Source organism: Saliniramus fredricksonii, assembly GCF_900094735.1.
Classification (GTDB): domain Bacteria; phylum Pseudomonadota; class Alphaproteobacteria; order Rhizobiales; family Beijerinckiaceae; genus Saliniramus; species Saliniramus fredricksonii.
Map to the genome: position 1 here is coordinate 774,767 of NZ_FMBM01000001.1, position 26,313 is coordinate 801,079.

The 26,313-nt window shown below is 65.6% G+C and carries 23 protein-coding genes; 17 read left to right on the top strand and 6 right to left on the bottom strand.

The window, feature by feature from the left end:
* Entirely contained in the window at positions 1 to 3,072 is a 3,072-nt protein-coding gene (locus GA0071312_RS03570) for a bifunctional diguanylate cyclase/phosphodiesterase (RefSeq protein WP_074443635.1), read from the top strand.
* Between the two features lie 21 nt (positions 3,073 to 3,093).
* Here GA0071312_RS03570 and hemW read toward each other — a convergent pair whose 3' ends face one another.
* A complete protein-coding gene (gene hemW / locus GA0071312_RS03575; RefSeq protein ID WP_074444184.1) occupies positions 3,094 to 4,287 on the bottom strand; it encodes a radical SAM family heme chaperone HemW in 1,194 nt (397 codons plus the stop codon).
* 113 nt (positions 4,288 to 4,400) lie between these two features.
* Between hemW and GA0071312_RS03580 the strand changes: the two genes are divergently transcribed.
* The 10 genes from GA0071312_RS03580 (at position 4,401) to GA0071312_RS03625 (ending at position 15,192) form a co-directional block, all read left to right on the top strand.
* The gene (locus GA0071312_RS03580; protein WP_074443636.1) at positions 4,401 to 5,198 is read left to right on the top strand and encodes an MOSC domain-containing protein; all 798 of its coding nucleotides are present in this window, start codon (positions 4,401 to 4,403) and stop codon (positions 5,196 to 5,198) included.
* A 365-nt stretch (positions 5,199 to 5,563) separates the two neighbouring features.
* Positions 5,564 to 7,903 carry a hydrogen gas-evolving membrane-bound hydrogenase subunit E gene (mbhE, locus tag GA0071312_RS03585; RefSeq protein ID WP_238947080.1) on the top strand — a complete coding sequence of 780 codons (2,340 nt, stop codon included), beginning with the start codon at positions 5,564 to 5,566 and terminating at the stop codon, positions 7,901 to 7,903.
* A 3-nt stretch (positions 7,904 to 7,906) separates the two neighbouring features.
* Positions 7,907 to 8,326 (top strand): MnhB domain-containing protein, encoded by a 420-nt coding sequence (locus tag GA0071312_RS03590; RefSeq protein ID WP_074443638.1) that lies wholly within the window; start codon positions 7,907 to 7,909, stop codon positions 8,324 to 8,326.
* Positions 8,323 to 8,805, top strand: coding sequence for a sodium:proton antiporter (locus GA0071312_RS03595; RefSeq protein WP_074443639.1), 483 nt, complete (start codon positions 8,323 to 8,325; stop codon positions 8,803 to 8,805). Before GA0071312_RS03590 ends, GA0071312_RS03595 begins: the two co-directional genes overlap by 4 nt.
* Positions 8,798 to 10,384, top strand: coding sequence for a proton-conducting transporter transmembrane domain-containing protein (locus GA0071312_RS03600; protein ID WP_074443640.1), 1,587 nt, complete (start codon positions 8,798 to 8,800; stop codon positions 10,382 to 10,384). The genes GA0071312_RS03595 and GA0071312_RS03600 overlap by 8 nt, the downstream gene beginning before the upstream one ends.
* Positions 10,384 to 10,728, top strand: a complete 345-nt coding sequence (locus GA0071312_RS03605) for a Na+/H+ antiporter subunit E (RefSeq protein WP_074443641.1) — start codon at positions 10,384 to 10,386, stop codon at positions 10,726 to 10,728. Before GA0071312_RS03600 ends, GA0071312_RS03605 begins: the two co-directional genes overlap by 1 nt.
* The gene (locus tag GA0071312_RS03610; protein WP_074443642.1) at positions 10,721 to 11,011 is read left to right on the top strand and encodes an MrpF/PhaF family protein; all 291 of its coding nucleotides are present in this window, start codon (positions 10,721 to 10,723) and stop codon (positions 11,009 to 11,011) included. Before GA0071312_RS03605 ends, GA0071312_RS03610 begins: the two co-directional genes overlap by 8 nt.
* Positions 11,011 to 12,228, top strand: a complete 1,218-nt coding sequence (gene mnhG / locus GA0071312_RS03615) for a monovalent cation/H(+) antiporter subunit G (RefSeq protein WP_074443643.1) — start codon at positions 11,011 to 11,013, stop codon at positions 12,226 to 12,228. Before GA0071312_RS03610 ends, mnhG begins: the two co-directional genes overlap by 1 nt.
* A gap of 103 nt (positions 12,229 to 12,331) precedes the next feature.
* Positions 12,332 to 13,804, top strand: a complete 1,473-nt coding sequence (locus tag GA0071312_RS03620; RefSeq protein WP_074443644.1) for a sensor histidine kinase — start codon at positions 12,332 to 12,334, stop codon at positions 13,802 to 13,804.
* Positions 13,801 to 15,192, top strand: coding sequence for a sigma-54-dependent transcriptional regulator (locus GA0071312_RS03625; RefSeq protein ID WP_074443645.1), 1,392 nt, complete (start codon positions 13,801 to 13,803; stop codon positions 15,190 to 15,192). Before GA0071312_RS03620 ends, GA0071312_RS03625 begins: the two co-directional genes overlap by 4 nt.
* A 26-nt stretch (positions 15,193 to 15,218) precedes the next feature.
* On the opposite strand, the gene GA0071312_RS03630 is transcribed toward GA0071312_RS03625, so the two are convergent.
* Positions 15,219 to 15,491 carry a hypothetical protein gene (locus tag GA0071312_RS03630; protein WP_074444185.1) on the bottom strand — a complete coding sequence of 91 codons (273 nt, stop codon included), beginning with the start codon at positions 15,489 to 15,491 and terminating at the stop codon, positions 15,219 to 15,221.
* Between the two features lie 308 nt (positions 15,492 to 15,799).
* Here GA0071312_RS03630 and GA0071312_RS03635 point away from each other — a divergent pair, with 308 nt between their 5' ends.
* Together GA0071312_RS03635 and GA0071312_RS03640 are read left to right on the top strand one after the other, a co-directional pair.
* Complete coding sequence (locus GA0071312_RS03635) at positions 15,800 to 16,300, top strand: Panacea domain-containing protein (protein ID WP_131817695.1); 501 nt, start codon at positions 15,800 to 15,802, stop codon at positions 16,298 to 16,300.
* Complete coding sequence (locus GA0071312_RS03640) at positions 16,263 to 16,787, top strand: hypothetical protein (protein ID WP_074443647.1); 525 nt, start codon at positions 16,263 to 16,265, stop codon at positions 16,785 to 16,787. The genes GA0071312_RS03635 and GA0071312_RS03640 overlap by 38 nt, the downstream gene beginning before the upstream one ends.
* Positions 16,788 to 16,797: 10 nt before the next feature.
* Here the strand turns inward: GA0071312_RS03640 and fdhF are convergent, their stop codons facing one another.
* Positions 16,798 to 19,608, bottom strand: a complete 2,811-nt coding sequence (gene fdhF / locus GA0071312_RS03645) for a formate dehydrogenase subunit alpha (RefSeq protein WP_074443648.1) — start codon at positions 19,606 to 19,608, stop codon at positions 16,798 to 16,800.
* An 81-nt stretch (positions 19,609 to 19,689) separates the two neighbouring features.
* Positions 19,690 to 20,400 (bottom strand): TlpA family protein disulfide reductase, encoded by a 711-nt coding sequence (locus GA0071312_RS03650; RefSeq protein ID WP_238947081.1) that lies wholly within the window; start codon positions 20,398 to 20,400, stop codon positions 19,690 to 19,692.
* Positions 20,401 to 20,439: 39 nt separating this feature from the next.
* Here GA0071312_RS03650 and argH point away from each other — a divergent pair, with 39 nt between their 5' ends.
* Entirely contained in the window at positions 20,440 to 21,831 is a 1,392-nt protein-coding gene (gene argH, locus GA0071312_RS03655) for an argininosuccinate lyase (RefSeq protein WP_074443649.1), read from the top strand.
* 27 nt (positions 21,832 to 21,858) lie between these two features.
* Here the strand turns inward: argH and GA0071312_RS03660 are convergent, their stop codons facing one another.
* Positions 21,859 to 22,191, bottom strand: coding sequence for an antitoxin Xre/MbcA/ParS toxin-binding domain-containing protein (locus tag GA0071312_RS03660; protein WP_074443650.1), 333 nt, complete (start codon positions 22,189 to 22,191; stop codon positions 21,859 to 21,861).
* Positions 22,192 to 22,193: 2 nt separating this feature from the next.
* A complete protein-coding gene (locus tag GA0071312_RS03665) occupies positions 22,194 to 23,582 on the bottom strand; it encodes an MFS transporter (RefSeq protein ID WP_238947082.1) in 1,389 nt (462 codons plus the stop codon).
* Positions 23,583 to 23,785: 203 nt separating this feature from the next.
* Between GA0071312_RS03665 and GA0071312_RS03670 the strand changes: the two genes are divergently transcribed.
* From GA0071312_RS03670 to GA0071312_RS03680, 3 genes are all read left to right on the top strand, one after another.
* Positions 23,786 to 25,195 carry an amidase gene (locus GA0071312_RS03670; RefSeq protein ID WP_074443651.1) on the top strand — a complete coding sequence of 470 codons (1,410 nt, stop codon included), beginning with the start codon at positions 23,786 to 23,788 and terminating at the stop codon, positions 25,193 to 25,195.
* A 104-nt stretch (positions 25,196 to 25,299) separates the two neighbouring features.
* Complete coding sequence (locus GA0071312_RS19855; protein WP_074443652.1) at positions 25,300 to 25,677, top strand: hypothetical protein; 378 nt, start codon at positions 25,300 to 25,302, stop codon at positions 25,675 to 25,677.
* A complete protein-coding gene (locus GA0071312_RS03680) occupies positions 25,674 to 26,312 on the top strand; it encodes a Maf family protein (protein ID WP_238947083.1) in 639 nt (212 codons plus the stop codon). Before GA0071312_RS19855 ends, GA0071312_RS03680 begins: the two co-directional genes overlap by 4 nt.
* The last annotated feature ends 1 nt before the right edge of the window (position 26,313 follow it).

Here is a 26,313-nt window from a genome sequence, read left to right on the forward strand (position 1 = left end):
ATGTTGGAGAACGCGCAGATGCGCGAGCGTGACGAGGCGACGCGACGATCAGACCATCAAGACCGATACGATGCGCAGCATGACGCCCGGCGCCACGACGAGGCTGTACGCCTGCAGGCCCTGCGCAATTACCGCATTCTCGACAGCCCGCGCGAGCCTGCCTTCGACGATCTCGTGGAACTCGCCGTCAAGGCGACCGGCTGCCCCGTCGCGCTGATCAACTTCCTCGACGGCGACCGGGAGTTCTTCAAGGCGGAGATCGGCCTCGATGCGCGCGAGCGCCCGCTCACGCCCGATTGCATCTGCCTGCCCACGCTGCATGAACCCGACCTCCTGGTAATCCCGGATCTGTCTGCGGACCCGCGCTATGCCGGAAATCCCAAGGTCGTGGCCGCGCCGGGTTATCGCTTCTATGCCGGTATCGCGCTGCGCAATGCAGAAGGCGTGCCCGTCGGCACATTCTGCACGCTCGATTTCGCCGCCCGCCCGCAGGGCCTCACGCCCGATCAGGCTGGAATGCTGCGCATCCTCGCGCGCATGGTGATGGACCGGGCCGAGCAGCGCCGGGCCCTGCTCGCGGCCCGCGAGCGCGAAACCCGGTTCAGGCTGATGGCGGAAGCGATGCCGCAAATGGTCTGGTGCGCCGATCCGGAGGGGCGCATCGTCTATTCCAACCAGCGCTGCCGGGCCTTCATCCATGGCGATCCGGATGATCGCCGCCGCATCGACTGGCTCGACTTCGTCCATCCCGAAGACCGCAAGCGGGCTGCGGAAGCCTGGGATGAAGCCCTCGCGCAGGGTGCGGCGCTGGAGATCGCGTATCGCTTTCGCCACCATGGGGGCGATTATCGCTGGATGCTGGCGCGGGCCTTGCCGGTACGCGATGCGACGGGGCGGATCGAACACTGGTTCGGTACCTCGACCGATATCCACGAGACCCGCGCCGCCCAGGCCGAACTCGCCATGAGCGAGGCGCGCTATCGCGCCCTCATCGAAGCCAGCGCCCTCGTGGTCTGGCGCGCCGCAGCCGATGGGGGGATCGTCGACAGCACCGGGTGGGAGGAGATCACCGGGCAATCCCGCGAGGAATACAAGGGCGACGGCTGGCTCACCGCCCTGCATCCCGATGACCGCGAACGCTTCACCATGCGTGCGAGGGCACGCCTGCCGAATGATCGCCCACGCGCCTCCCACTACCGGCTGCGGTTTTCGGATGGCAGCTACCGCTGGGTCTGCACACGCGCCGTGCCGCTGTTCGACGATGACGGCGCATTGCGCGAATGGATCGGCACCGTCACCGATGTGCATGATGCCCGTGAGGCCGAGCGCAAGCTGACCGAACAGGGCGAGACGCTGCGGATCACGCTCGAAAACATGGATCAGGGCCTGCTGATGGTGGATCACGAGGGCCGCATCCGCGTCTATAACCAGCGCTTTCTGGAATTGCTCGATCTGCCCGAGGCGATCGTCCAGGGCGAGGCGCATTTCGACGATCTGACCCGCTATCAGGTGGCGACCGGCGAGGTCGTTCTCGACGCGGGAAACTGGCCCGAATGGCTGCCTTATCCGCATGAGGTCCGGGGCGCACCCCCCGTCTATGAACGGCAAAGACCGAATGGCAGCGTCGTCGAGGTGCGCTCCGTCCACCTGGCCGGCGGCGGCGCGGTGCGCACCTATACCGATGTCACCGAAACACGCCGGGTCGAACGCGAAATGCTGCGCATGGCCCGCCAGGATGCGCTGACCGGGCTGCCCAACCGCTTCGCCCTGCAGGAGCGCCTCGGCCAATTGCGGGCGCCCGGAAATGGAGAGCGGATGCGTTTCGGGCTGATGCTGGTCGATATCGACAATTTCAAGGATCTCAACGACACGCTCGGTCATGCTGCCGGCGACGAGATCCTGTGCGCCATCGGTGACCGGATTCGCAGCGTGATTCCCGAGGATGCCCTGGCCGCGCGTCTTGGCGGCGACGAATTCGCCGTGCTGCTGCCGCAGATCGAAAACATGGTCGATCTCGAACGCGTGGCGACACGGATCGTCACGCGCATGCGCCACCCCTTCCGCATCGCGGATCGCGATTTTCCCTGTCGCGCGAGCGTCGGCATCGCCGCCTTCCCTGATCACGGCGATGATATCGACGAACTCGTCAAGCTCGCCGATATCGCGCTCTATGCCGCCAAACATGCCGGGCGCGACCAGTATACCGTCTATACTCCAGCACTCGGCGAGGCTGCGCAGAAACGCGTCCACACCCTGCGCCACGCCCGCACGGCACTGACCCAGAACGCGATCGTGCCGTTCTATCAGCCCAAGATCGATCTCGTGGACGGTTCGGTGCCGGGTTTCGAAGCGTTGTTGCGCTGGCGCCATCCCGAAGGCGGGTTGCGCAGTCCAATGGAAATCGCCGAGGCATTCTCCGATCCCGAACTCTCCGTGGCGATCGGCGAGCGCATGCTTGATCGCCTGATCGACGACATGCGCAGCTGGGATGCCGCAGGCATCGCGACCGGGACCGTCGCGCTCAACATCGCCAATGCCGAATTTCTCAATCCCAGATTCGCCGACAGCGTGATCGCCGTGCTCGACGCGGCCGGCATCGCGCCCCACAGGCTCGAGGTGGAAGTCACCGAGAACGTCTTTCTCGGCCATGGCGCGCAGGCGGTGTCGCGGGCCCTGCGCCGTTTCCGGGAGGCCGGCATCCAGGTCTCGCTGGACGATTTCGGCACGGGCTACGCCTCGTTGACCCATCTCGACCAGTTTCCGCTCAACTGGATCAAGCTCGACCGCTCCTTCGTCTGCCGGGTCGGCAAGAGCACACGCGCCGAGGCGATTCTCGAAGGGACGATCAAACTGGCGCACAGCCTCGGACTCGGGGTCGTGGCCGAGGGGATCGAGACCGAGACGGAACTGGCATTCCTCGCCGCATCGGGCTGCCAGTTGGGCCAGGGCTATCTGTTCGCCCGCCCGATGGCGGCCAGCCGCGTGCCGCATTTCATCCGCGAGAGCAATCCGGGACCGGAACTGGTCGCACCGCTGGGCCCGCGCCGCAAGACGGCAGCCGGACCGGCGTGACGAACGTGCTTCCGGCGCGCATTACGCGGCGAGATCCGCCACCACGGCATTGAGGATCGGCAGACCTTCCGGCGTCACGGCGAGGCGCCCATCTGCTCCCTCGCGCACCAATCCCTGCGCTATCAGACCCTCGATCCGCTCGCGTCGCAAGGCCCGGCCCGAGAGCGCGGCGAGGCGTTGCGGATCGATTCCCTCGATCAGGCGCAGACCCATCACCAGGAACTCGTCGCCCTGCTCCTCGCGGGTCAGGGCATCGAAGACCGTGACCCCATGGCCCTGTTTCTCGGTCATGCCGAGCCAGGTCTCGGGATGCTTTTGCGTCTCGCTCGCCATCCGCCCGAGCGGCGTGACCACGCGGCCATGGGCGCCGGGTCCGATCCCGACATATTCGCCGTAGCGCCAATAGACCAGATTGTGCCGCGATTGCGCACCGGGGCGGGCATGGTTGGAGATCTCGTAGGCCGGCATGCCGTGGCGCTCGCAGATCTCCTGGGTGATGTCGAACAGGGCCCGCCCGGTCTCGTCATCGGGCACGGTGAGGCGCCCGGCGCGATGCAGCGCCTCAAAGACGGTGCCGGGCTCGATGGTGAGCTGATAGAGCGAAAGATGCTCGGCAGCATGCCCGATCGCCTCTTCGAGCTCGCGCGCCCAGCCCTGCGGCGTCTGGCCGGGGCGGGCATAGATCAGATCGAAGGAATAACGCTCGAAGGCGCTCGCGGCCATCTTCACGGCAGCCAGCGCTTCGGCACTGGTATGAAGCCGCCCCAAGGCCTTGAGAGCGGCATCATCAAGCGCCTGCACGCCGAGCGAGACCCGGTTCACCCCCGCTGCGCGATAACCGCGAAAGCGCTCGGCCTCGACGCTGGTGGGATTGGCCTCCAGCGTCACCTCGACGTCGCGGTCGACGCTCCAGGCCTCGCCGACGGCGTCGAGCAGACCGGCAACCGTGGCCGGATCCATCAGCGAAGGCGTGCCGCCGCCGAGGAAGATGCTTGTGACGTGGCGTCCGGGGGTGAGCTCGCGCATATGGGCGATTTCGCGGCGGAAGCCTTCGAGATAACGCGCCTGATCGATCGGGCGGTGCCGGACATGGCTGTTGAAATCGCAATAAGGGCACTTGGCCGCGCAGAACGGCCAATGCAGGTACACCCCGAACCCGGCATCGCGGGTCGGGTGGTCGATTGCCGCAAGGGCGGAGGCGGAAGGCGCGATCATGCCGGTGGTTTGCTGCAACACGCGGCATTTGGCAACCACGCTTTTGCGCGCAGGCGCCTGCCTTCATGCCGATCGCGCTTGCAGGCGGGCGCCCGCGCCGTTAACCCGTTTGCATGACGATACGCATCGCGAGTCTTCACCGTTATCCCGTCAAGGGCCTGTCGCCGGAATCCGTGCCGCAGGCGCGGCTCGAGACCGGCGGTTATTTTCCCGGCGACCGGATCTTCGCCATCGAGAACGGCCCGTCGGGCTTCGATCCCGCCGATCCGCGCCACAAGGCCAAGACGCATTATCTCATGCTGATGCGCAACGAAGCGCTGGCGCGCCTGCGCAGCCGCTACGACGATGCGACCGATACGCTCGTGATCGAGGGGGAAGGTGGCGCGCGCATTGCGGCGCGCTGCGGCGATCCCGAGGATGCACGCGCCATCGCCGCCTTCGTCGCACGGCATGTCCCGGGCGACGACCTGCGCGGCGATGCCGCCCTGCGCGCAGCCCCGGCGGGCTTTCGCTTCACCGATTCGCGCGAGGGCTTCGTCTCGCTGATCAATCTCGCGAGCATCACCGCCATCGAAGGCATGGTCGGGGCGCCGGTCGATCCGCTGCGCTTTCGCGGCAACATCCACGTGACCGGCCTGCCCGCCTGGGGCGAGTTCGATCTCGTCGGCCAGGTGCTCGAAGCGCCGTCCGGCCTGCGGCTGGAAGTCACGAGTCCGATCGTGCGCTGTGCCGCGACCAATGTCGATCCGGGGACGGGTCTGCGCGATCTCGCCATCCCGCAGGCGCTGATGCGCCATCTCGGCCATATGGATTGCGGCATCTATGCGAAGGTGATCGCGCCGGGCAGCCTTGCCGCAGGCGCGCATCTGGCGGTGAGCGACGAGCGGGAGCAGGGCGGATTGCCGTTTTGAACGCAGCGCTTCGTGGGGCCATGTCCGGAAATCCGAACGTGCTCCGGGGCGCATCGTTCGGGAATGCGGACACAGCTGCGCATCATGCGCCGACGGGATCGCGGACAAACACGCATAACTGCAAGGTTTTGCTAAGACGCGCAGGTTAAGCCCCGTTTGGTACGGGTTTTGCCCAAGGGGTACGGGTTTTCCCCATGGGGCACGGGTTTTCCCCAAGGGTTCTTGTTTTGCCCAAGGGTTCTTGTTTTCCCCAAGGGTTCTTGTTTTACCAAGCGGCGCAGGCGGCGCCGGGCAAGACCGGGGACGCATGCACCAGCCCGGCCGATATGGTCCGGGCCCGGGTCAGAGAGATGGAGGCCAGGCTCTTGTCCGTCACGTTAGCGCTCGTTCTCGGGCTGATCGGGTCGATCCTCGCGCCATTCGTTGCGGCGCGCTCAAAAACGATCGGCAATGCCCTCGTCGTGGCCGTCCCGGCCCTGCTCTTCCTGTTCTTCCTGATGCAGTTGCCTGCTGTGGGCGAGGCGCCGATCATCGAAGTGAACCCCTGGGTGCCCACTCTGGGGATCGATCTCACGATCCGGCTCGACGGGTTCTCGCTGCTGTTCGCCTTGCTGATCAGCGGCATCGGCACCCTCGTGGCGCTCTATGCCGCCTCCTACATGGACGAGAAACCGGCCTTCACCCGGGCGCAGTTCCTGCTCTACATCCTGCTCTTCATGAGCGCGATGCTCGCCACGGTGACCGCCGACAACCTGATGGCCCTGTTCGTCTTCTGGGAGATGACGAGCCTGCTCTCCTTCCTGCTGGTCGGGTTCGATTCGACCAAGCTTGCCGCCCGCAAGGCGGCCTTGCAATCCATGCTGGTCACGGTCGGCGGCGGGCTGTCGCTGCTCGCCGGCATCATCCTGATCGGGGTGACGGCGGATACCTTCTCCATCAATGCGCTGATGGCGGATTCCTCCGCGTTGACGCAGAGCCCGCTCTTCAGCGCGATCATCATCCTGATGATGGCGGGCGCCTTCACCAAATCCGCGCAGGTGCCGTTCCATTTCTGGCTGCCCAACGCCATGGCCGCGCCGACCCCGGCCTCGGCCTATCTGCACTCCGCCACCATGGTGAAGCTCGGCGTGTTCCTGCTCGCCACGATGGCGCCGATCTTCAGCCAGGCCGCCTGGTTCGGCCCGACGCTCGTCGCCTTCGGCGGCGCGACCATGCTGATCGCCGCGCTTCAGGCCCTGCGCTCGACGGCCTTCAAGGCGGTGCTGGCCTTCTCGACCGTGGCCTCGCTGGGCACCATCACCATGCTGATCGGTCTCGAGGGCGAGGTCGCGGCGGTGGCGACCGTCGGCTTCATCCTGGCGCATGCGCTCTACAAGGCGGCCCTGTTCTTCTGCGCCGGCATCGTCATCCACGCCACCGGCGAGCCGCGGCTCAGCCGGCTCGGGGGGCTGGCATCGGTCCTCCCGATCACGGCGGGCGCAACGGTGCTTGCCGCGATTTCCGCCGCAGGCCTGCCACCATCGGTCGGCTTCATCTCCAAGGAATACCTCTTCGAAGCCCAGCTCGAATCCACCTTCACCACGATCGCCGTGCTGATCGGCGTCCTGGTCAACACGGTCATGGTGGCGATCGCGGTCGTGGTGGTGATGCGCCCCTTCTTCCGCCCGGCCCGCCGCGCGTTGCCCGTGCATCATGGCGAAGCGACGGGGATGACGGTGGGCCCGGTGATACTCGGCATTACCGGGCTTATCTTCGGCCTCGCTCCCGGGCTGGTCGCCAAGAGCCTGATCCAGCCGGCGGCCTCCGCGATCTATGGGGAGCCGCTCGACGCCTCGTTCTATCTCTGGCACGGGCTGACGCCGATGCTCGCGCTCTCGGCGCTTGTCGTCGCGCTCGGCCTGCTTCTGGCGAAATACTGGAATCCGATCCATATCGCCCTGCGCCGTCGGCGCGTCTTCGACCGCCTGCTCACGGATCGCGGTTATTACTGGGTGCTGGACAGCACCCTGGCGCTGGCACGCTGGTCGACGCTGCGGCTGCAGAACGGCGATCTGCGCATCTATACCGTGGTGATCGCCACCGTCGTCACCTTCGCCATGGGCTATGGGCTGATCGCGGGCCAGGGGCCTGTCTTCCCCAGCGTCCCGCATGAGGATTTCAGCATCTACATGATCGGCGTGACCGGGTTGATCATCGTCGGCAGCATCGTTGCGGCGCTGACGACCTCGCTGGTCACGGCAATCATCGGTGTCAGCCTGGCCGGCTACGGCCTCGCGCTCGTCTTCCTGCTCAATGGCGGGCCGGATCTGGCGCTGACCCAGTTCTCGGTCGAGACCCTGTTCATGGTGATCGTCACCGCAGTTCTGCTGCGCCTGCCGCTCGTCTTCCGTACCACACGCAGCCGTGGCGAGCGCAGCTTCGACGCGGTGCTGGCGGGCGTCTTCGCGCTCGCCATCTTCGCCAGCGTGCTGTGGATCGCGGCTGTGCCGTTCAACCCCGTGATCCCGGAATATTTCGCGCAGGTGAGTTACACCGAGGCTTTCGGCCGCAACGTGGTCAACGTCATCCTCGTCGATTTCCGCGCCCTCGACACGTTCGGCGAGATCGCCGTCGTCGCTTTCGCGGCGCTCGGCGCCTGGGCGCTGCTGCGGCGTCACAACGTGGCGAGGAAGAAACCGGCCGACATGCCGGCGAAGGGGAGCTGATCCATGCGTTCCATCATTCTCGTCGCCTCGACGCGGATCTTCTTCATCGTCATGCTGCTGGTCTCGCTCTGGATCCTGCTGCGCGGCCATAACGAGCCGGGCGGCGGCTTCGTCGGCGGGCTGATGGGCGCGGCGGCCTTCGCCACCCTCGCCTTCGCCGCCGGCGCCGAGGAGGCGCGCAGGCGCCTGTGGATTCACCCGGCAGTGCTGATGGGCGCCGGGCTCGTGCTCGCCGCCGTGAGCGGCCTGCCCGGCGTCGTCCTCAACGGTTCCTATCTCCAGCATCAATGGCTGGAACTGTCGCTCGGCCTGTTCGACCTCAAGCTCGGCACCACGCTCGTCTTCGATATCGGCGTCTATTTCGTCGTCGTCGGCGGGGTGCTCGCCTTCATGTTCCGCCTCTACGAAGAGGAGCAGGGATGACTTTCCTCTACGCTGCCGCGATCGCCGCCTATTCGGGCTGCGGGCTCTATCTGATGCTGTCGCGCCATGTGGTGCGCATCATCCTGGGCCTCGCGCTCCTGACCAACGGGGCGATCTTCCTGATCTTCTTCTCCGGGCGGATCGGCGCAATGCAGCCGGCAGTGATTCCGCTGGGCGACAAGCAACTCGCGCTGGATGCCGCCAATTCCCTGCCCCAGGCGCTGGCGCTGACGGCAATCGTCATCGGCTTCGCCCTGACCGCCTTCGCGGTGGCGCTTCTGGTCGCCGCCTACAAGCGCCTCGATACGCTCGATGCGCGCGAGATGACGGCGGCGGAGGATATGGGCTCGCCCTTCCTGCCACCGGACGGAAGACCTGCCGAAGGAAGACCTGCCGAAGGAAGACCCGCCGAAGGAAGACCCGCCGAAGAACCCGCTGCCGCCGGCAGGAAGAGCGACGAGGTGAAGACCAATGGCTGATCAGCTGGATCTTCTCTGGCCCGTCCTGATCCCGATCACGACGGCGGCGCTCGCGGCCTGTTTCTGGTACAATATCAAGGTCCAGCGCATTATCAGCTTCATCGGTCTGGTACTGCTCTTCGCCGCCTCGGTGAAGCTGACCATGACCGTGGTCGAGCAGGGCGTCATCGCCAAGCAGTTCGGTGGCTGGGCGCCCCCTTTCGGCATCAGCTTCGTGGCCGATCCGCTGGCCGCCGCGCTCGTCGCGATCACCGGTCTGCTGGCGCTGACGGTCGGGATCTTCGGCTTCTACGACGTGCGCGCACGTCATGAGCGCGCCGGGTTCTACCCGCTGTTTCACGGGATGATCACGGGCGTGAACGGCGCCTTCCTCACCGGCGACGCCTTCAACCTCTATGTCTGGTTCGAGGTGATGCTGATCACCTCGCTCGGCCTGCTGGTGATCAGCCGCAGCCGCGAGCAACTCGATGGCACCATCAAATATGGCATCCTCAACCTGTTCGGGACGATCCTGTTCCTGATCGGTCTGGCCCTGCTCTACGGCGCCACCGGCACGCTCAACATGGCGGATCTGGCGCGTGTCCTGCCGGGCATGACGATGACACCGGGCCTGATGACGGCGGCGATGCTGTTTCTCGCGGCCTTCGCCATCAAGGCCGGCCTGTTTCCGCTGTTCTTCTGGCTGCCGGCCTCGTACCATACCGCAACCTTCGCGGTGGGGGCGATCTTCGCCGGGCTGCTCACCAAGGTGGGTGTCTATGCCACCTTCCGCACCTTCACGCTGCTCTTCCTGATTGAGGGCGAGACGCTGCGCTACGTCTTCACCTTCATCGCGGCGATGACGATGATCACGGGCGTGTTCGGCGCGGCGGTGCAGTGGAACATCCGGCGTATCCTGTCATTCCACATCATCAGCCAGATCGGCTACATGCTGATGGGGCTCGCCATCGCCACGCCGATCGCCTGGGCCGGCGCCTCTTTCTACATCATCCACCACATCATCGTGAAGGCGAACCTGTTCCTGCTTGCGGGCGCGATCCGCGCGGCGGGGGGCTCTGATGATCTGCGCAAGACCGGGGGCTTGCTGAAATCGCATCCCTGGCTCGCGGTACTCTTCCTGATCCCGGCGCTCTCGCTCGCCGGCCTGCCGCCGCTCTCGGGCTTCTGGGCCAAGTTCCTGGTAATCGACGCCTCGCTGCGGGCCGAGTATTACGGTCTTGCCGCCGTGGCGCTGGTCGTGGGCGTGCTGACGCTGTTCTCGATGATGAAGATCTGGATGGAGGCGTTCTGGAAAGCCTCGCCGGTGAAGCCGTCGCGGCGGCGTCATGTCCCCCTGGCCTTCATCATCCCGATCGCGATGCTGGGCGCGGTGACCATGACCATCGGCCTCTTCGCCGATCCCTTTGTCACCTATGCCCGCAACGCCGCCGAGGTGCTGGTCGATCCGCCGCTCTATATTGCTCCGGTCTTCGGCGCCGAGGCGGCTGCGGAAGCCGGAGCGCTGATCGCGGGTGAGGCTGTGGAGGCGGAGATGATCGATAACGGCCCGGTGGACGGCGTTGAGGAGGAGGTTCGGTGATGGCGCTCTTGAATCCGCTTCGTCTGGCTCTGCTCGGCCAGCTCTTCGTCGTCTTCATCATCGCGCTGATCCAGTCCGCCTCGCGCGTGGCCATCGCGGCCTTGTCACCGCTGGAGAGCCTGAAACCGGCCGTGGTGGCGGTGCCGCTCGATCTGCGCACGGATCTGGGCATTGCCACGCTGGCCAATCTGGTCTCGCTGACCCCCGGCACCACCTCCCTGCATGTCTCCGATGACCGCAAGACGCTCTATGTGCACGTGCTCGACAATCCCGGCGTCGAAGCCGTGGCGCAGGATATCAAGGGAACCTTCGAGGGGCTGATCCGGAGGATCGAAGATGTTTGAATCCATCGATGCTTTCGTCACCGGCGCATCCGTCGTGATGCTGGTGATTCTGGTCATCGCCCTGGTCGGCGCTGCCGTGCGCATGATCGTGGGGCCCGGCTATGCCGATCGCTTCGTCGCCCTCGACATGCTGACCGGCATCGCGGTGGCGGCCTGCGCGCTGACGGCGGCGGTGACGTTGCGGCGTGAATTCCTTGATGTGGGGCTCGGCGTCGCCCTCATCGCCTTCCTCGCCACGGTGGCCCTCGCCTCCTTCCTCGAGAAGAAGGAAAGGAAGTCCTGATGCTCGCGCTTCTCGCCTTTCTCTTCAAGCTCGTCGGCGTCGGCTTTCTCTGCGTGGCGACGATCGGCGTGCTGCGCTTCGTGGATCCGTTCCAGCGCATGCATGCCTCGACCAAGGCCGGCACGCTCGGTGCGGGCCTCGTCCTCGTGGGCGTCGCCATCGATATGGGGCAGACGGATGCCGTCATCGTCGCCGGCATCACCTTTCTTTTCCTGCTGGCGACGCTGCCCGTGGCCGGTCACCTGCTGGGGCGCGCCTCGTATATTTCCGGTGCACCGCTGGAAAGCAGCGAAGATGCGCTCGAAGGCGTGCTGCCACGTTGCGAGGTGCCGCTCGAAGCGCGCGGCGAGGCTGCCTTCGAGCGCCGGATGGAGTCGATGCTGGGCGGCGCAACGGACCATTCCGGCGCTGCGGCAAAGCCCGATACGGCACACAGGGCGGCGGAGGCGGACGCATTCGCGAAACCCGGCTATGACGCGGTCCGTTTCGCCATCTTCGGCCCCGACGCCAAGGCCATTGCGCGGCGGGCGGAAACCCTTGCCCATGCCCGTTCGGTGCCTCTATCCGGCATCGCTGTCATCGACGAGGACTGCATTGCACGGGCCAAGGTACCCGATCCCGGCGAGGTGATCCGCTCGGCCCTGGCCAGGACGCTCGCCGAAACGCAGGGCGTGACGGCGGAAAGCCGTGTGCCGTTCTCGCTCACCTACGAGGAGGGCGATCCGCTCGCGCTGATCCCGGCTTGCGATGCGCAGGCGCGTGAATTGCTGCTGCTGCCCTGCGAGGGCTGGTGCGATCACGGGGCGGATCTCGGCCTGCCCGCCGGCGAATCCCAGCCCGGCGACAAGCTGTTCGCGCTCGCCGAACGCCATGCCGGTGCGACCCTGTTCGTCGGCACGGCGCAGGCGAGCGGGCCCGTCGCGATCCTGCATGACGGCTCCGATGCATTGCACAGCCTTGCGCTCTGGGCGCTCGGATCGAGGCTCTGGGACGCGAAGGACATCCTCCTCACCGGCCGACCGAACGCCGAACAAACCGAGGCAATCGCGGCTTTCGCGGAAGAGAACGCGCTTGAACTGACATTGTCGGATGTGGTCCCGGCATCGGCCTGCGCCGTGATCATGAGCGCACCGCCGGCGCGACAGGTTCATGAAGCCGGTGAATTCTGGCAGGATCGCATCGTGCCGGGCTTTCGCGCGGACGTGCTGGTCGGCTGAGTCTTGCGGCGCAGCACGCGTCGGGTGCGTCGTGATCGATGATGTCAGCCGGGGCGTGCGCATCGGCGCGTCGGGCTCGTATCAGGGGAGCGCATGAGAAGCCATGGCGAAAGTCGTCGTGCGGCGCTGGCCGCTGACTCTCACGCTGCCGCTCGGCGCATCGCTCGCCATGTTCCTGGTGGCACTGGCGACGACGCAGATCGCGCTGCTCCTGCAGGAGGATCGCGAGATCCGGGCGCTGGAGAGCAAGGCCGCGATCTTCCTTGACGCCATTGCCGACGGCGTGGCGCTCTCGCTCGCGGACGGGCCGGACGCGGCGCGCGCGCTTCTGGGCGGCAAGCTGCGGGTGCGTGAGGCGCTTGCTGATGAAGGGCTCGGGCTGCGCTGGATCGACGGCGCCGGCACCTTGCATGTCCTGACCCCCGGCGACGGCGATGATCGCGAGATTGCCGATCTCGTGACTTTGCTGCGCGCCGAACCGCCCGGTGCTCTCCGGTTCACCATCGCCAGAGACGGCAGCCGTGCACTGGCCGGTCGGCACTACAGCCTCGAGGAAGGCAGTCTCCTCGTTGCGGCAGCCCTCGATACGGCGGAAATCCACGAGGCGCGCGCCTTGATGGAGCGCACGGCGCTGATCGCGACCTTCATTCTGGCCGGAATTGCTGCATTGCTGACCTATCTCTTCACCCGCAGGGCGCTGGCACCGCTGCCGGCCATCGCACGCGAACTTGCGGATGAATACGACCCCGCCGGCCAGCGCGCCATCGCGGTATCGGCCGAGATCGGGCCGCTGACGCAAGCCCTCGCAGCGCGGCGCGAGGCCGAGGATGCGCGTTCCGCCGCACTCGTGAGCACCGGCGAGAAGGAGCGCAACGCGCTGCTCGCCAAGCTCGCCGCCGGTCTCGCCCATGAGGTGCGCAATCCGCTCGCCGGCCTGCTCAATGCCGTTTCCACCCTGCGCCGTTTCGGCGAGGACGAAGCGGTGCGTCGCGAGACGCTCGACCTGATCGAACGGGGCCTGCGCTCGATTTCACGCGTGGCCGATACGATGCTCGCAACCTATCGCCCGGCCAGCGGGCGGATGCGCTTCACCCGCGAGGATCTGGACGACCTGCAGACGCTTGTCGGCCCCGAAGCGCGCCGGCGGCAGCTTTCCCTCGACTGGCGAATCGACGCAATGCAGCCCATTGCAATCGATGCCGAAGCCTTGCGGCAGATCCTGCTCAACCTCCTGATCAATGCCTGCAAGGTCTCTGTCGAGGCAGGCCGGGTCGGGCTGACCGTCACACAGAGCGCGCATGAGACATTGTTCGAGATCGAGGATACGGGAAAGGGCATGCCTGATGCGATCGTCGCCTTCCTGCGCGACGGCGCCCGCAAGGCCGCCATGGCCGAACACAAGGGTCTTGGCCTGTGGATGGTGATGCGCCTGCTGGAGGATCTCGGCGGGCGCGTCAAGGTGCGTTCGCTCTCCGGCGAGGGCACCCGGGTAACCGTGCGCATCCCGACAGGGCCGCACGGCAGCGCCTCGGACGCGCCGCATCATCCCGCGCCGGAACGGGAGGGCGCCGCATGAGCCGCCCCGCCATGATCCTGATCGTTGAGGATGACGAGATCCTCGGGCGCTCACTGCTGCAGCGCCTGAGGCTGGAAGGCCATGATGCCCGCCTCGCCGCAGACGCGGCGACGGCGCTCGGAATCGTCGGGCGCCAGCGCCCCGATGCGGTGATGTGCGATATCCGCCTGCCCGATCGCGACGGCGAGAACCTGATGCGCGAGATCTTCGCCCGCATCGGTGCCGTGCCGACCCTGTTCATGACTGCCTATGGCGATATCGACCAGGCCGTGCGGCTGGTGCGGGCCGGGGCGCGCGATTATCTCACCAAGCCCTTCGATCTCGACGAAGTCGTCGAGGCATTGCGCAACGCCACGCGTCCCGTGGCGAATATCGCAGACGCCGCCGGCACGCTCGAGGATATGCGCGGGGCGCAAGACGCGTTCGCCAGTTTCGGTCTCTCACCGGCCTCCGCCGCGATCAGGCGCACGCTGGAGCGCGTTGCGGATGTCGACCTGCCGGTGCTGCTGCTCGGCGAGACCGGGACCGGCAAGGAGATCGCAGCGCGCTTCCTGCATGCGCAGAGCCGACAACGCGAGGCGCCCTTCATCGCGGTGAACTGCGCCGCGCTTGCGCCGGAACTGGTCGATTCGGCCATCTTTGGCCATGAGAAAGGCGCCTTCACCGGCGCCGTCGAACGCCATCTCGGCTTTGCCGAGAAAGCGGGCGCGGGCACGCTCTTCCTCGACGAGATCGGCGAGCTCGATCCGGCGCTGCAGGCAAAGCTGCTTCGGCTGGTGCAGGAGCGTGAATTCATGCGGGTGGGCGGCAGCCGACCCGTCCCCTTCGACGCTCGCCTCGTCTGCGCCACGCATCGTGATCTCGAGGCCGAGATCGCCGCCGGCAAGTTTCGCGAGGATCTGTGGTACCGCATCAACGTCGTGACGGTGCGGATGCCGCCCCTGCGTGAGCGACCCGAAGAGATCGCGCCGCTGATCGCCCGATTCCTGGCCGTGGCCGGTCCGCGCCTGCGCGGCGAAGCGGTGAGCGTCTCCCAGGAGGCGCTCGAGGCGGCCAATGCCTATGATTGGCCGGGGAATGTGCGCGAGCTCGAAAACCGAATCGACCGGGCCGCCGCGCTCGCGGAAGCGCCGCAGCTCGGTGTCGCTGATCTGTTTCCCGATCATCCGGATCGAGAGGCGGTAATGCGCGGGGCGGAGACGGGGCGCAATCGGGAAGCGGGCATCGGCATGACATTGGCCGAAGTGCGCGATGCGGCCGAACGCGCCCATATCGCGGCCACGCTTGAGGCGACGAAGGGCGGTGTCCAGGAGGCCGCCGCGCGACTGGGCATTTCCCGCACGACATTGTGGGAAAAGATGCGCCGTCACAATCTCTCCGGCGCCTGAAATCGCGCGGCAGGCGCAGCCCGGCCCTATCCGCGCAGGGTCAGGCCCGGATGCTCGATCATGAAATGCCGCAGGGCCGCGACGAGCTGGCGGGCATGGGCGACATCATGGCGGCGCACCGCGGCACGGATATCGTCGATCATCATGTCGCGAATGCGCTGCGCCCCGTGCTGCTCGTGCAGCAGATAGGCGCCGAGCGTCACCGCCACCATGTCGGGAAGATGTTCATGCTCGGCAATCGCGGCAACCTCCTCCGCTGTGAGATCACAAAGCGCGATGCAATCTTCGAGGGTGATCATGGCGTCCTCCCTGTTTCCCGTTCCGGCCCTCGCTCCGCCGGGCGGATAGCCCGCTGACGCAACGATGCCGCTCCAGAGCGCCCCCGCTTCTCTTGCATGGTTGCGATTGTCGGGCCTCGGCACCTTCGACGCAATCATGTGATCATAGGATGAAATGCAGGTGCCGACCTTGACCTGTCTCAAGCCTAAAAGAGAACGGCCAAAGGTTGACAAATGGCGGATGTCACGTCGTCGACTTGCAAGCGATTCGCCCTGATTCTATATCTGCGTCTCGTGATTTGCCCGGCCACATACCAGAGGAGGAGAGAATGGGAGGCCACGACGCACGCGCCATCGCCAATCACATCCTCGACATGGCGAAGGAACACGGTCGCGAGATCACCGTGATGCAGCTCCTGAAGCTGATCTACATCGCCAATGGCTGGTCCTGGGCCCTGCTCGGCAAGCCGCTCGTCCGGGATCCGGTGGAGGCCTGGCAATACGGGCCGGTTTATCCTTCCGTATATCGTGACTTCAGGAGGTTCGGAGGGCAACCGATACGTGAGAAGAGTGCCATGTTGAACGGTGCCCTGCCTTACAGCTGCCGACTCGATGATCAGGAGCGTGAATTACTCGATTCGACGGTGAGACACTACGGCGGCCTTCATGCCTTTCGCCTTTCGGAGATGACACATGAGCCGGGTACACCCTGGTCACAGATCCGGGAAGGGAATGGCGCCTATACTGAGATTCCACAGAAACTGATCAGGGCACATTTCGAGACATTGCGTGATGAGCGAAGACAAAGAGAGCAAGAAAAACAAAAATAGCACGATTGGGGCCTTCATCGCTGAAGAGGCGGAAAAGTGGGATGCAAAGAACTTTGATAACAATGATTACCTAAAGGAATTAGAGTACAAAGTATCTAAGCTTGAGTTTTTGCTTGAGGAATCATCAAAAAATAAGGACTACATTCAAGTATTAAGCGAATATACAAAAGAATTAAAGTCAGAAACCCGATTCTATAAATGGATGCGTATCTTCATGATTGCGTTTTCTCTAATTTTTGTTATATTTCTTCTGTCCCTCCTCGTGTGTGTCGTATTCTACCATCAGATATTATTCTACTTCCAAGGGCCATATTTCCGTAGTTCGCTTGTAATAGCGATCATTGGCGGTAGCGTCGTGATCACGTCTTTGATTTTGCGCGGAGTATTCCGCCTCGCGACGGAGCGACATGCAGACGAAGAATTCCCACCGCACATCGAGAAAATGATCAACGCTGCGAATGCGATGAATCGATCTCAAACCAGCTGACCCGCCCACCTCACTTTGCCGCAACAATCTCCCGCGCCACCCGCGCCGCGCAGAACTTGAATTCCGGAATCTTGCCGTAAGGGTCGAGGACCGGGTTCGTCAGGATGTTGGCCGCCGCCTCCACATAGGCGAAGGGGATGAACACCATCCGGGACTGAAGCGCGGTATCGGCGCGAGCGGGGAGACTGATGGCGCCGCGCCTCGTCTCGACGCGGATCGTCTCGCCGGGCGCGATGCCCAGTCGCGCCAGCGTATCGGGATGCAGGCTCGCGCTCGGGCCGGGTTCGATCGCATCGAGCACCGAGGCGCGCCGGGTCATGGCGCCGGTATGCCAGTGTTCGAGCTGGCGCCCGGTGGTGAGCACCAGCGGGAAGGCCTCATCCGGCAATTCCGCCGGATCGGTGACATCCGCCGGCACGAACAGGCCGCGCCCGCCCTCGCGCGGAAAGCCGTCGCCGAAGACGATGGCGCTGCCGGGCTCATCGGGGGCCGGGCAGGGATAGGTCACCGCGCCTTCGCGCTCCAGCCGCTCCCAGCTGATATTCGCCATGGACGGCATCACCTGCGCCATCTCGGCGAAGACCTCGCGCGGATGGGTATAATCCCAGTCGAGCCCGAGATGGCGGGCGAGATCGATGATGATGGCGAGATCCTCGCGCGCGTCTCCGGGCGGCGGCAGGGCCGGGCGGCCCATCTGGACCTGGCGGTTGGTATTCGTCACCGTCCCGGTCTTCTCCGGCCAGGCAGAGGCGGGCAGGATGATATCGGCGAACATCGCGGTCTCGGTGAGGAAGATGTCCTGCACCACGAGGTGATCGAGCGCGGCGAGCGCCTCGCGGGCATGGGCGACGTCGGGATCCGACATCGCCGGATTTTCGCCCATGATATACATGGCGCGGATCTCTTCGCGATGGATCGCCTCGATGATCTCGACCACGGTGAGCCCCGGCTGCGGATCGATGGCAAAGCCCCACAGGGCCTCGAACCGCTCGCGCGTGGCGGGATCGCTCACCTTCGCGTAATCGGGCAGGACCATCGGGATCAGCCCGGCATCGGAGGCGCCCTGCACGTTGTTCTGACCGCGAAGCGGATGCAAACCGGTGCCGGGGCGCCCGACATGGCCGGTCATCAGGGCGAGCGAGATCAGGCAGCGGGCATTGTCGGTGCCATGCGTGTGCTGCGAGACGCCCATCCCCCAGAAGATCATCGCCCGCTCCGCCTGCGCATAGGCGCGGGCGAGCTCGCGGATGCGCCCGGCCTCGATGCCGCAGACGGGCGCCATGGCTTCCGGCGTATAGCGCGCAAGATGCGCCGAGAGCTTGTCGAAGCCTTCCGTGTGGGCCTGGACATATTGCCGGTCATAGAGCTCTTCCGCGACGATGACATGCATCATCGCATTGAGCAAAGCCACGTCGGAGCCGGGGCGGAACTGGACAAGATCGCTGGCGTGATTGCGCAGCGCATGCCCGCGCGGATCCATCACGATCAGCCGCGCGCCGGCCTTGGCGGCCTGCTTGAAATAGGTCGCGGCGACGGGGTGGTTTTCCGTCGGATTGGCGCCGATCACGATGATCACGTCGGCTTGAAGCGCATCGGTGAACGGCGCCGTCACAGCACCGGAGCCGATCCCCTCCATCAGGGCAGCGACGGAGGAGGCGTGGCAAAGCCGCGTGCAGTGATCGACGTTATTCGTGCCGAAAGCCTGCCGGATCAGCTTCTGGAAGAGATAGGCCTCCTCGTTCGACCCCTTGGCCGAACCGAAACCGGCAATGGCGTGCCCGCCATGATCCTTGCGGATGCGATTCAAGCCTCCGGCGGCAAGGCCCAGCGCCTCGTCCCAGCTCGTCTCGCGAAAATGGGTCAGCGGGTTTGCGGGATCGATATTCAGCCCCTTGGGCGCATTCTCGCGGCGGATCAGCGGCTTTGTCAGGCGCTGGGGGTTGCTGATATAATCGAAGCCGAAGCGGCCCTTGACGCAGAGCCGGTTCTCGTTGGCCGGCCCCTCGCGGCCCTCGACATAGGCGATTTCACCATCACGGATCTTGTAGCTGATCTGGCAGCCCACACCACAATAGGGGCAGACGGAATCGACTTCCCGCTCCACCGCGCGTGAGCCGATCTGCGTATCCGCATCGACGATGGATTTCGGCATCAGCGCCCCGGTGGGGCAGGCGGCGACGCATTCCCCGCAGGCGACGCAGGTGGAATCCGCCATGGCATCGTCGAGATCGAAGACCGGGCGGTGGTGATCGCCGCGAAAGCCCATGCCGATCACGTCGTTGACCTGCACGTCGCGGCAGGCGCGGGCGCACAGATTGCACGCGATGCAGGCATCAAGATTGACCGCCATGGCCGGATGCGAGAGATCCTGATGCGGGGTCTCATGGTTGAATCGCGAGGGAAAGCGCGATTGCGCGACGCCCTGCGCTTCGGCGAAGTGCCAGAGCGGCGCGATCTGGTCATGCGCGCACTCCTGGGGCGGCTGGTCGGCGACGAGCAATTCCATCACCAGCTTGCGCGCGGTGACGGCGCGCTCGGAGGCGCTGGTGACCACCATGCCGGGCTGCGGTTCACGGATGCAGGAAGCGGCGAGGACGCGCTCGCCCGCGATCTCGACCATGCAGGCGCGGCAATTGCCGTCCGGCGCATAGCCCGCTTCCGGGCGATGGCACAGATGCGGGATGGTGACGCCCTCGCGCCGGGCCACGTCCCAGATGGTTTCGCCGGGGCGGGCGACAACCTCACGCCCGTCGAGTTCGAAGCTGATGCCGGTCTGCGCGCCCGCGCCCTGATCGGCGCCCGATTCCGTTGCCCGCGCCATCACGTCCTCCCGACGCCCAACACGCGACGAAGCCGCTTCGCCTAGCGTAGACGCGCATCAGAACAACGTTGCAGGCGCGCGTCAAGATGAACCGCGCGCACCATCGAGCGCTTCGCGCAGAAAACGGAACCCGTCCTCGCTGGCCCAGTCGGCATAACCGCGCAGAATGGCGAGTTCGCAATTGTTGGGCCCGAAGATCACGGTCGTGGGCAGGCCGACAACATGGCCCGAGCGCTGCATCGTCTGCAGCAATATCCCGTCGTTTTCGGCATGGTAGCGCAGATCGTCGATGCCGTGTTCCTCGAGCCAGGCGCGGGGCTTGTCGAGATTGCGGGTGTCGACATTGATCGCCACCACCTCGAAATCATCGCCGCCGAATTCCGTCTGCACGGTATTGAGCGCCGGCATCTCCTCGCGACAGGGCGCGCACCAGGTGGCCCAGAAATTCACCAGTACGGTGCGCCCGGTGAAATCCGCAAGCGTCAGCGTCTCACCATCGGGCCCCGTGAATTCCATCTCCGGCGGCAGGCGCGGCACGGAATGGACGTTCACCGCCGCCACCTCGCCGCGCGCATGCGGCGCCAGCGCCTCGACGATTGGCACGGAGGGCGCGCAGGCCTCAGCCACCGCCTCGCCGCCGGGGGAGAGCAGGGTATAGGCGACACCCGCCGCGCCGGCGAGCAGGGCCAGCGCGATCAACGCTTTCGGGACCTTGCCCCGCCCGGAAGCAGGCGCTATCGCTTGATCAGGATCACCGGCGGGGCGGTTCGGGTCGTCATTGTGCATCGTCATCGTCGATTTCACCGTCATTCCATCAAGAGGGGCCAGCACGTGAGCAATCGGATGTGGGGCGGACGCTATGCCAGCGGACCCGCCGAGATCATGGAGGAGATCAACGCCTCCATCGACTTCGACAAGCGCATGGCGCGCCAGGACATCCAGGGCTCGCTTGCCCATGCGGCGATGCTGGCCGAGACCGGCATCCTCTCCCGTGAGGATGTGGCCGCGATTTCGGGCGGACTCAAGACCGTATTCGAGGAAATCGAAGCGGGATCGTTCACGTTCTCGCGCGCGCTCGAAGACATTCACATGAATATCGAATCGCGTCTGAAGGATCTGATCGGCCCTGTGGCCGGGCGCCTCCATACGGGCCGCTCGCGCAACGACCAGGTCGCGACCGACAACAGACTCTGGGTGCGCGACACGATCGACACCCTCGATGCGCAGATCCGGGATCTGCAAATGGCACTCGCCGAGAAGGCCCATGGCTTCGCCGGCGCGGTGATGCCCGGCTTCACGCATCTGCAATCGGCCCAGCCCGTGACTTTCGGCCATCATCTGCTTGCCTATGTCGAGATGCTGGGCCGTGATCGCGGACGGCTCGCGGATGCGCGCAAGCGCCTCAACGAATGCCCGCTCGGCGCGGCGGCCCTGGCCGGCACCTCCTTCCCGATCGATCGCGAGATGACGGCGAAGGCGCTGGGTTTCGATCGGCCCACGGCGAATTCGCTCGATTCGGTGGCCGATCGCGATTTTGCTCTTGAGACGCTTTCGGCCGCTTCGATCTGCGCCGTGCATCTGTCACGCTTTTCCGAAGAGATCGTGCTCTGGATGACGCCGCAATTCGCCTTCATCCGGCTTTCCGACAAGTTCACCACCGGCTCCTCGATCATGCCGCAGAAGAAGAACCCGGATGCGGCGGAACTGATTCGCGGCAAGTCCGGGCGCATCTTCGGCGCGCTGCAGGCGCTGCTCGTGGTGATGAAGGGCCTGCCGCTGACCTATTCCAAGGACATGCAGGAAGACAAGGAAGGCATGTTCGACGCCCTGCAATCGCTCTCGCTCTGCCTCGCGGCGATGACGGGCATGGTGCATGACATGGAGCCCGATACCAGGGCGATGAAGCGCTGGGCCGGGGCGGGTTTTTCCACCGCGACCGATCTCGCCGACTGGCTGGTGCGCGTCCTCGACATGCCCTTCCGCGACGCCCACCACGTCACCGGGCGCCTCGTCGCCATGGCCGAGGCGCAGAAGACCGGGCTGGAAAAGCTCTCGCTCGCCCAGATGCAATCGGTCGAGCCGCGCATCACCGACGAGATCTTCAAGGTACTGGGCGTCGAGCGCTCGGTGAAGAGCCGCGTGAGCTATGGCGGCACCGCACCGGCCAATGTCAAACGCCAGGCCAGGCGCTGGCTGACGCGGCTGGAGAAGGAAGCCGGGTGAGGCGGGGAGGCTTTGCGCCGCGCTCCCTCAGATGAAAACATCGCCATCGAGCCGATCGATCACTGCCGACACCGCAATGCTGCGGCCATGCCGGATCAGATCGACCGGTCGCGTCCCGTCCAGCTGCGGATGGGGCGCATGAAGCCAATGGCGTATCTCGTCCGGAGTGTAATACGCCGCGAGATGCTCGGTGACGTGACCCAGATCCGCGAGAATAAGCGCATGGCGTGGCGGCTTGGCATGACCACTCTTCCAGCCGGCGAGAGCGGCTATCGGCACTCCGGCAATGGCAGCGATGTCCTCGTCCGTCAGACCGCCATTCTGCACAAGCGATTTGATCAGAATTTGATCAATATCCATCCTCACCCCCCGTTCGCCACACCCGTCACCACCGCCTTCGGCGCCTCGGGTCGCGGGCCCTTCGGGGCGGGGACGGTGGCGAGCAGGAGGGCGCCGGCGGTCCAGACCAGGACGATGGTGGCCATGCCGGCGCGCTGGCTGTCGAAGAGCGTCGTGGCCGTGGCGTAGAGCACCGGGCCGAGGAAGGAGATCGACTTGCCGGCCAGGGCATAGAGGCCGAACATTTCCGATTCCATCGCTTGCGGCGTCAGCCGCGCCATCATCGAGCGGCCTGCCGCCTGGGCGGGGCCGACGAAGATGCCGAGCCCGAGTGCGAGCACGATGAAAGTGGTGATGTCATCGACCATCAGGATCGTCACGCCCAGCCCGATCAGGCCGGCAAGCGCGATCAGGATCGTCGCCTTGGGGCCGATCCGGTCATCGACGAAGGCGAAGCTCGCCGCACCGAGCCCCGCCGTGACATTGAGGCCGATGGCGAAGATCAGGATCTGGTCGAAGCTCATGCCGAAGGTGCCCGCCGCATAGAGCCCGCCCACGGCAAACAGCGTCGAGAGCCCGTCGCGATAAAGCGCCGAGGCGATCAGAAAGCGCACGAGATGCCCCTGATGGCGGATCTGCTTCAACGTGTTCCACAAGACCGCAAGGCCCCGGGAGACATGTTCGCGCCAGGGCGCCGGACTGGCCTTCGTGTCAGGGGTGAGAAAGAACAGCGGCAAAGAGAAGAGGAAGAACCAGGCCGCCACGACCAGCACCGTGGCACGCACGTTCTGCGCGTCATCCGTACCCACCAGTCCGAAGAAGGGCTCCTCGGCCTGAACCAGCAGGACGAGGCACAGCGCCAGCGCACCGAGCCCGCCCATATAGCCCATGCCCCAGCCCCAGCCGCTGATCCGCCCGGTCATGTGCGGCGGCGCGATCGTCGGCAGCATGGAATTGTAGAATACCGTGCCGAGCTCGAAGGCAATCGAGGCGATGATCATCAATGCGAGCGCATAGACCACGAAAGACGCGTCGGGCCGGGCGAAATACAACAGCGCCGTCGCGATCACGGTGATCATCATGAAGCTGAAAAGCCACGGCTTGCGCCGCCCGCCGCGATCGGCGATCGATCCGAGAATCGGGCTCAGGATCGCCACGGTCAGACCCGCAGCGCCGAGCGCATAGCCCCACAGGGCCGCGCCGGCAGTCTCGTCGCCATAGATGCCGCGGGCGAAATAGACCGAGAAGATGAAGGTGCCGATCACCGTGTTGAAGGCGGAATTCGCCCAGTCATACAGACACCAGGCCGCGAGGCCCAGGCGGCGACGCCCGCGCTCGGGATCCGGTGCCTGAGGCGGAGCCGCGTCCTGCTCTGCTGGGTCCTGAATGGATGCGCCGGGGGATTGCGCCAAGATCTCGCTCCGCTGATTCGTCGTGCCGCAGGCAGCCTACAGCCATTCGCCCGCCATCGCATCCTGCGCTGCGAACCGGCGACCAAAGCCCAAAAGGCCCTTGCATCGCTGCCTGCGGATTCCGGCATCACGCGGACTGGTCAGGCTGGCCGGCTTTGTTAAGGTATCACCCTGCCACAGAACCATCGACCGAGGGCAACAGCGTGACCGATCTTCTCTCCTTCGACGCCCACGACCTTCTCGCCGGCTATCGCAACCGCACGATCTCACCGAAAGAGGTTGCGACCACCGTTCTCGATGCGATCGAGGCCCATCAACCGGCGCTCAACGCCTTCGTCTGGATCGACCGCGAGACGGCGCTCGCAAAGGCGGGCGAATCGGAGGCACGCTGGGTGAAGGGCGAACCCTTGGGCGCCCTCGACGGCCTGCCCATGACGGTCAAGGACAATGTCGCGCAGGAAGGCTATTCGATGCTGCGCGGTTCGCGCACATCCGCTGACAGTCGAATGGCCTTTTCCGCGCCGGTGGTGGGACGCATGGTCGAGGCCGGGGCGATTCCGGTCGGGCGCACGACCCTGCCGGAATTCGGCTGGAAGGGTCTCGGCGATTCGCCGCAGCACGGCATCACACGCAATCCCTGGGATACGCGCCATACCACCGGCGGCTCCTCGGCCGGGGCGGGTGCCGCCGCCGCGCTCAATCTGGGCGTTCTGCATATCGGCACGGACGGGGCCGGTTCGGTGCGCATTCCGTCGAGCTTTTGCGGGATCTTCGGGCTGAAACCAAGCTATGGCCGCATACCGGCCTATCCGCCCTCACCTTTCGCGATCGTCTCGCATATCGGGCCGATGACGCGCTCGGTGCGCGATGCGGCGCTGATGCTCAGCCTCACCAGCGGCCCTGATCCTCGCGACATCACCGCGATCCACGCGCCCTCACCGGATTTTCGCGTCGGCCTCGAGGATGGTGTGCGCGGCCTGCGCATCGGCTGGAGCCCGCGACTGGGTTACGTCGAGAATCTCGACCCGGAAGTGGAGGCGATGACGGCGAAGGCGGCGAAGGTCTTCGAGGAACTCGGCGCGCATGTCGAAGAAGCCGACCCGGATTTCGAGGAACCGATCAGCGTGATCGAGACGCTGTGGTTCGCCGGCGCCTGGTCGGTGGTGCGCACCATCCCCGAATCGCGCTGGGAGGAACTCGATCCCGGCATGCTCGCCGTCGCCCTGAAGGGCCGCGATATCGCGGCTGCGGATTTCGTCATGGCCGCGAGCGCGCGCAACATGGTCTTCTCCGCCATGGACGCCTATCACGACCGCTACGATCTGCTGCTCACGCCGAGCCTCGCCACCACCGCCATCGAGGCGGGGCACAACACGCCGCCGGACGGACGTTTCGGCGACGACTGGCTCAACTGGGCGCCGTATTCCTATCCCTTCAATCTCAGCCTGCAACCCGCCGCCAGCGTGCCCTGCGGGCTCTCGAAGGCCGGGCTCCCGGTCGGCCTCCAGATCGTCGGCCCGATGCTCGCCGATGCCCGCGTCCTCGCCGCCGCGCGCGCCTTCGAGAGCGCGCGCCCCTGGGAGCGGCTCTCAGCACCGCGTATCCGGCATTGATCGGATGATGCGAACAGCCTGGGCGAATGCGGCAAGGCGATTGAACCCGCGCGCGCAAACGCGTATCGCTGGGCGCAGACGGTGAGCATGCAGCGGAACGGATCATGGCGGAGATCGGCGACCGGATCGCGAAAATCGAAGAGGAGATCATCGATCTCGCCGACCGTGCGGAGAATTGCCGCAAGGTGATGATCGCCGCGCGGATCGGCATCATCGGCGGCGCGGCGGCACTCGCCGCCTTCATTTTCGGCATCCTGCGCTTCGACGGCCTCGTCTTCGTCGTGGCGGTAACCGCGATCCTCGTCGGAATCGTCACCTACGGCTCCAACAAGTCGACCCGCGAACAGCTGCTCGCACAGATCGCGGAACGCAAGGCCGTGCGTGCGGCCATGATCGATTCCCTGCGCATGGATACGGTGGTGCCGACATCGCCGCGCCCCGGTCTGCCGAACGGTCACGGCCCGGCTGGAGGTGCATCGTGAGCGATCCCGGCGCCCTGTGGCGCGATCCGCATCCGCTGGTGCTGGCATCAGGCAGCGCCACACGCAAGGCGCTGCTCGCATCAGCCGGTCTCTCCTGCATCACCCGCCCCGCGGCGATCGACGAGCGTGCCGCCGAGGCGCAGGCGCGCGCGCAGGGCGCGGATCCGGCGCAACTGGCGCTGCATCTCGCACAGGCCAAGGCGCGGGACGTGTCGGAGGCTCTTGCCGATCACCATCCGCAGGCGATCGTCATCGGCGCCGACCAGACCCTGGCGCTCGGCGAGACCATCCTGCACAAACCCGCCGACATGCAGGCGTTGCACGACCAGATCGCCCGGCTTTCCGGGCGGAGCCATCTGCTGCATGCGGGTGTGAGCCTGTGGCGTGGCGGCAAGCCGCTCGCGAGCTTCATCGACAGCGCCACGCTCACCCTGCGCGCGCTCATGCCGGAGCAGATTGCGCGCTATTGTGCGCTCGCAGGCGAGGACGCGCTGACGAGCGTGGGCGGCTACAAGCTCGAAGGGGCGGGAATCCATCTGTTCACGCAGGTGGAGGGCGCCCATTCCACCATTCTCGGCCTGCCGCTGATGCCGCTGCTCGCGGCTTTGCGCGATGAAGGCTGTCTGGCACTGTGAG

Excerpts from the sequence above, each read along its gene's own strand:
- GA0071312_RS03570 (WP_074443635.1), top strand. The coding sequence starts at position 1 with ATGTTGGAGAACGCGCAGATGCGCGAGCGTGACGAGGCGACGCGACGA.
- hemW (WP_074444184.1), bottom strand. The coding sequence starts at position 4,287 with ATGATCGCGCCTTCCGCCTCCGCCCTTGCGGCAATCGACCACCCGACC.
- GA0071312_RS03580 (WP_074443636.1), top strand. The coding sequence starts at position 4,401 with ATGACGATACGCATCGCGAGTCTTCACCGTTATCCCGTCAAGGGCCTG.
- GA0071312_RS03590 (WP_074443638.1), top strand. The coding sequence starts at position 7,907 with ATGCGTTCCATCATTCTCGTCGCCTCGACGCGGATCTTCTTCATCGTC.
- GA0071312_RS03595 (WP_074443639.1), top strand. The coding sequence starts at position 8,323 with ATGACTTTCCTCTACGCTGCCGCGATCGCCGCCTATTCGGGCTGCGGG.
- GA0071312_RS03600 (WP_074443640.1), top strand. The coding sequence starts at position 8,798 with ATGGCTGATCAGCTGGATCTTCTCTGGCCCGTCCTGATCCCGATCACG.
- GA0071312_RS03605 (WP_074443641.1), top strand. The coding sequence starts at position 10,384 with ATGGCGCTCTTGAATCCGCTTCGTCTGGCTCTGCTCGGCCAGCTCTTC.
- GA0071312_RS03610 (WP_074443642.1), top strand. The coding sequence starts at position 10,721 with ATGTTTGAATCCATCGATGCTTTCGTCACCGGCGCATCCGTCGTGATG.
- mnhG (WP_074443643.1), top strand. The coding sequence starts at position 11,011 with ATGCTCGCGCTTCTCGCCTTTCTCTTCAAGCTCGTCGGCGTCGGCTTT.
- GA0071312_RS03620 (WP_074443644.1), top strand. The coding sequence starts at position 12,332 with ATGGCGAAAGTCGTCGTGCGGCGCTGGCCGCTGACTCTCACGCTGCCG.
- GA0071312_RS03625 (WP_074443645.1), top strand. The coding sequence starts at position 13,801 with ATGAGCCGCCCCGCCATGATCCTGATCGTTGAGGATGACGAGATCCTC.
- GA0071312_RS03630 (WP_074444185.1), bottom strand. The coding sequence starts at position 15,491 with ATGATCACCCTCGAAGATTGCATCGCGCTTTGTGATCTCACAGCGGAG.
- GA0071312_RS03635 (WP_131817695.1), top strand. The coding sequence starts at position 15,800 with ATGGGAGGCCACGACGCACGCGCCATCGCCAATCACATCCTCGACATG.
- GA0071312_RS03640 (WP_074443647.1), top strand. The coding sequence starts at position 16,263 with ATGAGCGAAGACAAAGAGAGCAAGAAAAACAAAAATAGCACGATTGGG.
- fdhF (WP_074443648.1), bottom strand. The coding sequence starts at position 19,608 with ATGGCGCGGGCAACGGAATCGGGCGCCGATCAGGGCGCGGGCGCGCAG.
- GA0071312_RS03650 (WP_238947081.1), bottom strand. The coding sequence starts at position 20,400 with ATGACGATGCACAATGACGACCCGAACCGCCCCGCCGGTGATCCTGAT.
- GA0071312_RS03660 (WP_074443650.1), bottom strand. The coding sequence starts at position 22,191 with ATGGATATTGATCAAATTCTGATCAAATCGCTTGTGCAGAATGGCGGT.
- GA0071312_RS19855 (WP_074443652.1), top strand. The coding sequence starts at position 25,300 with ATGGCGGAGATCGGCGACCGGATCGCGAAAATCGAAGAGGAGATCATC.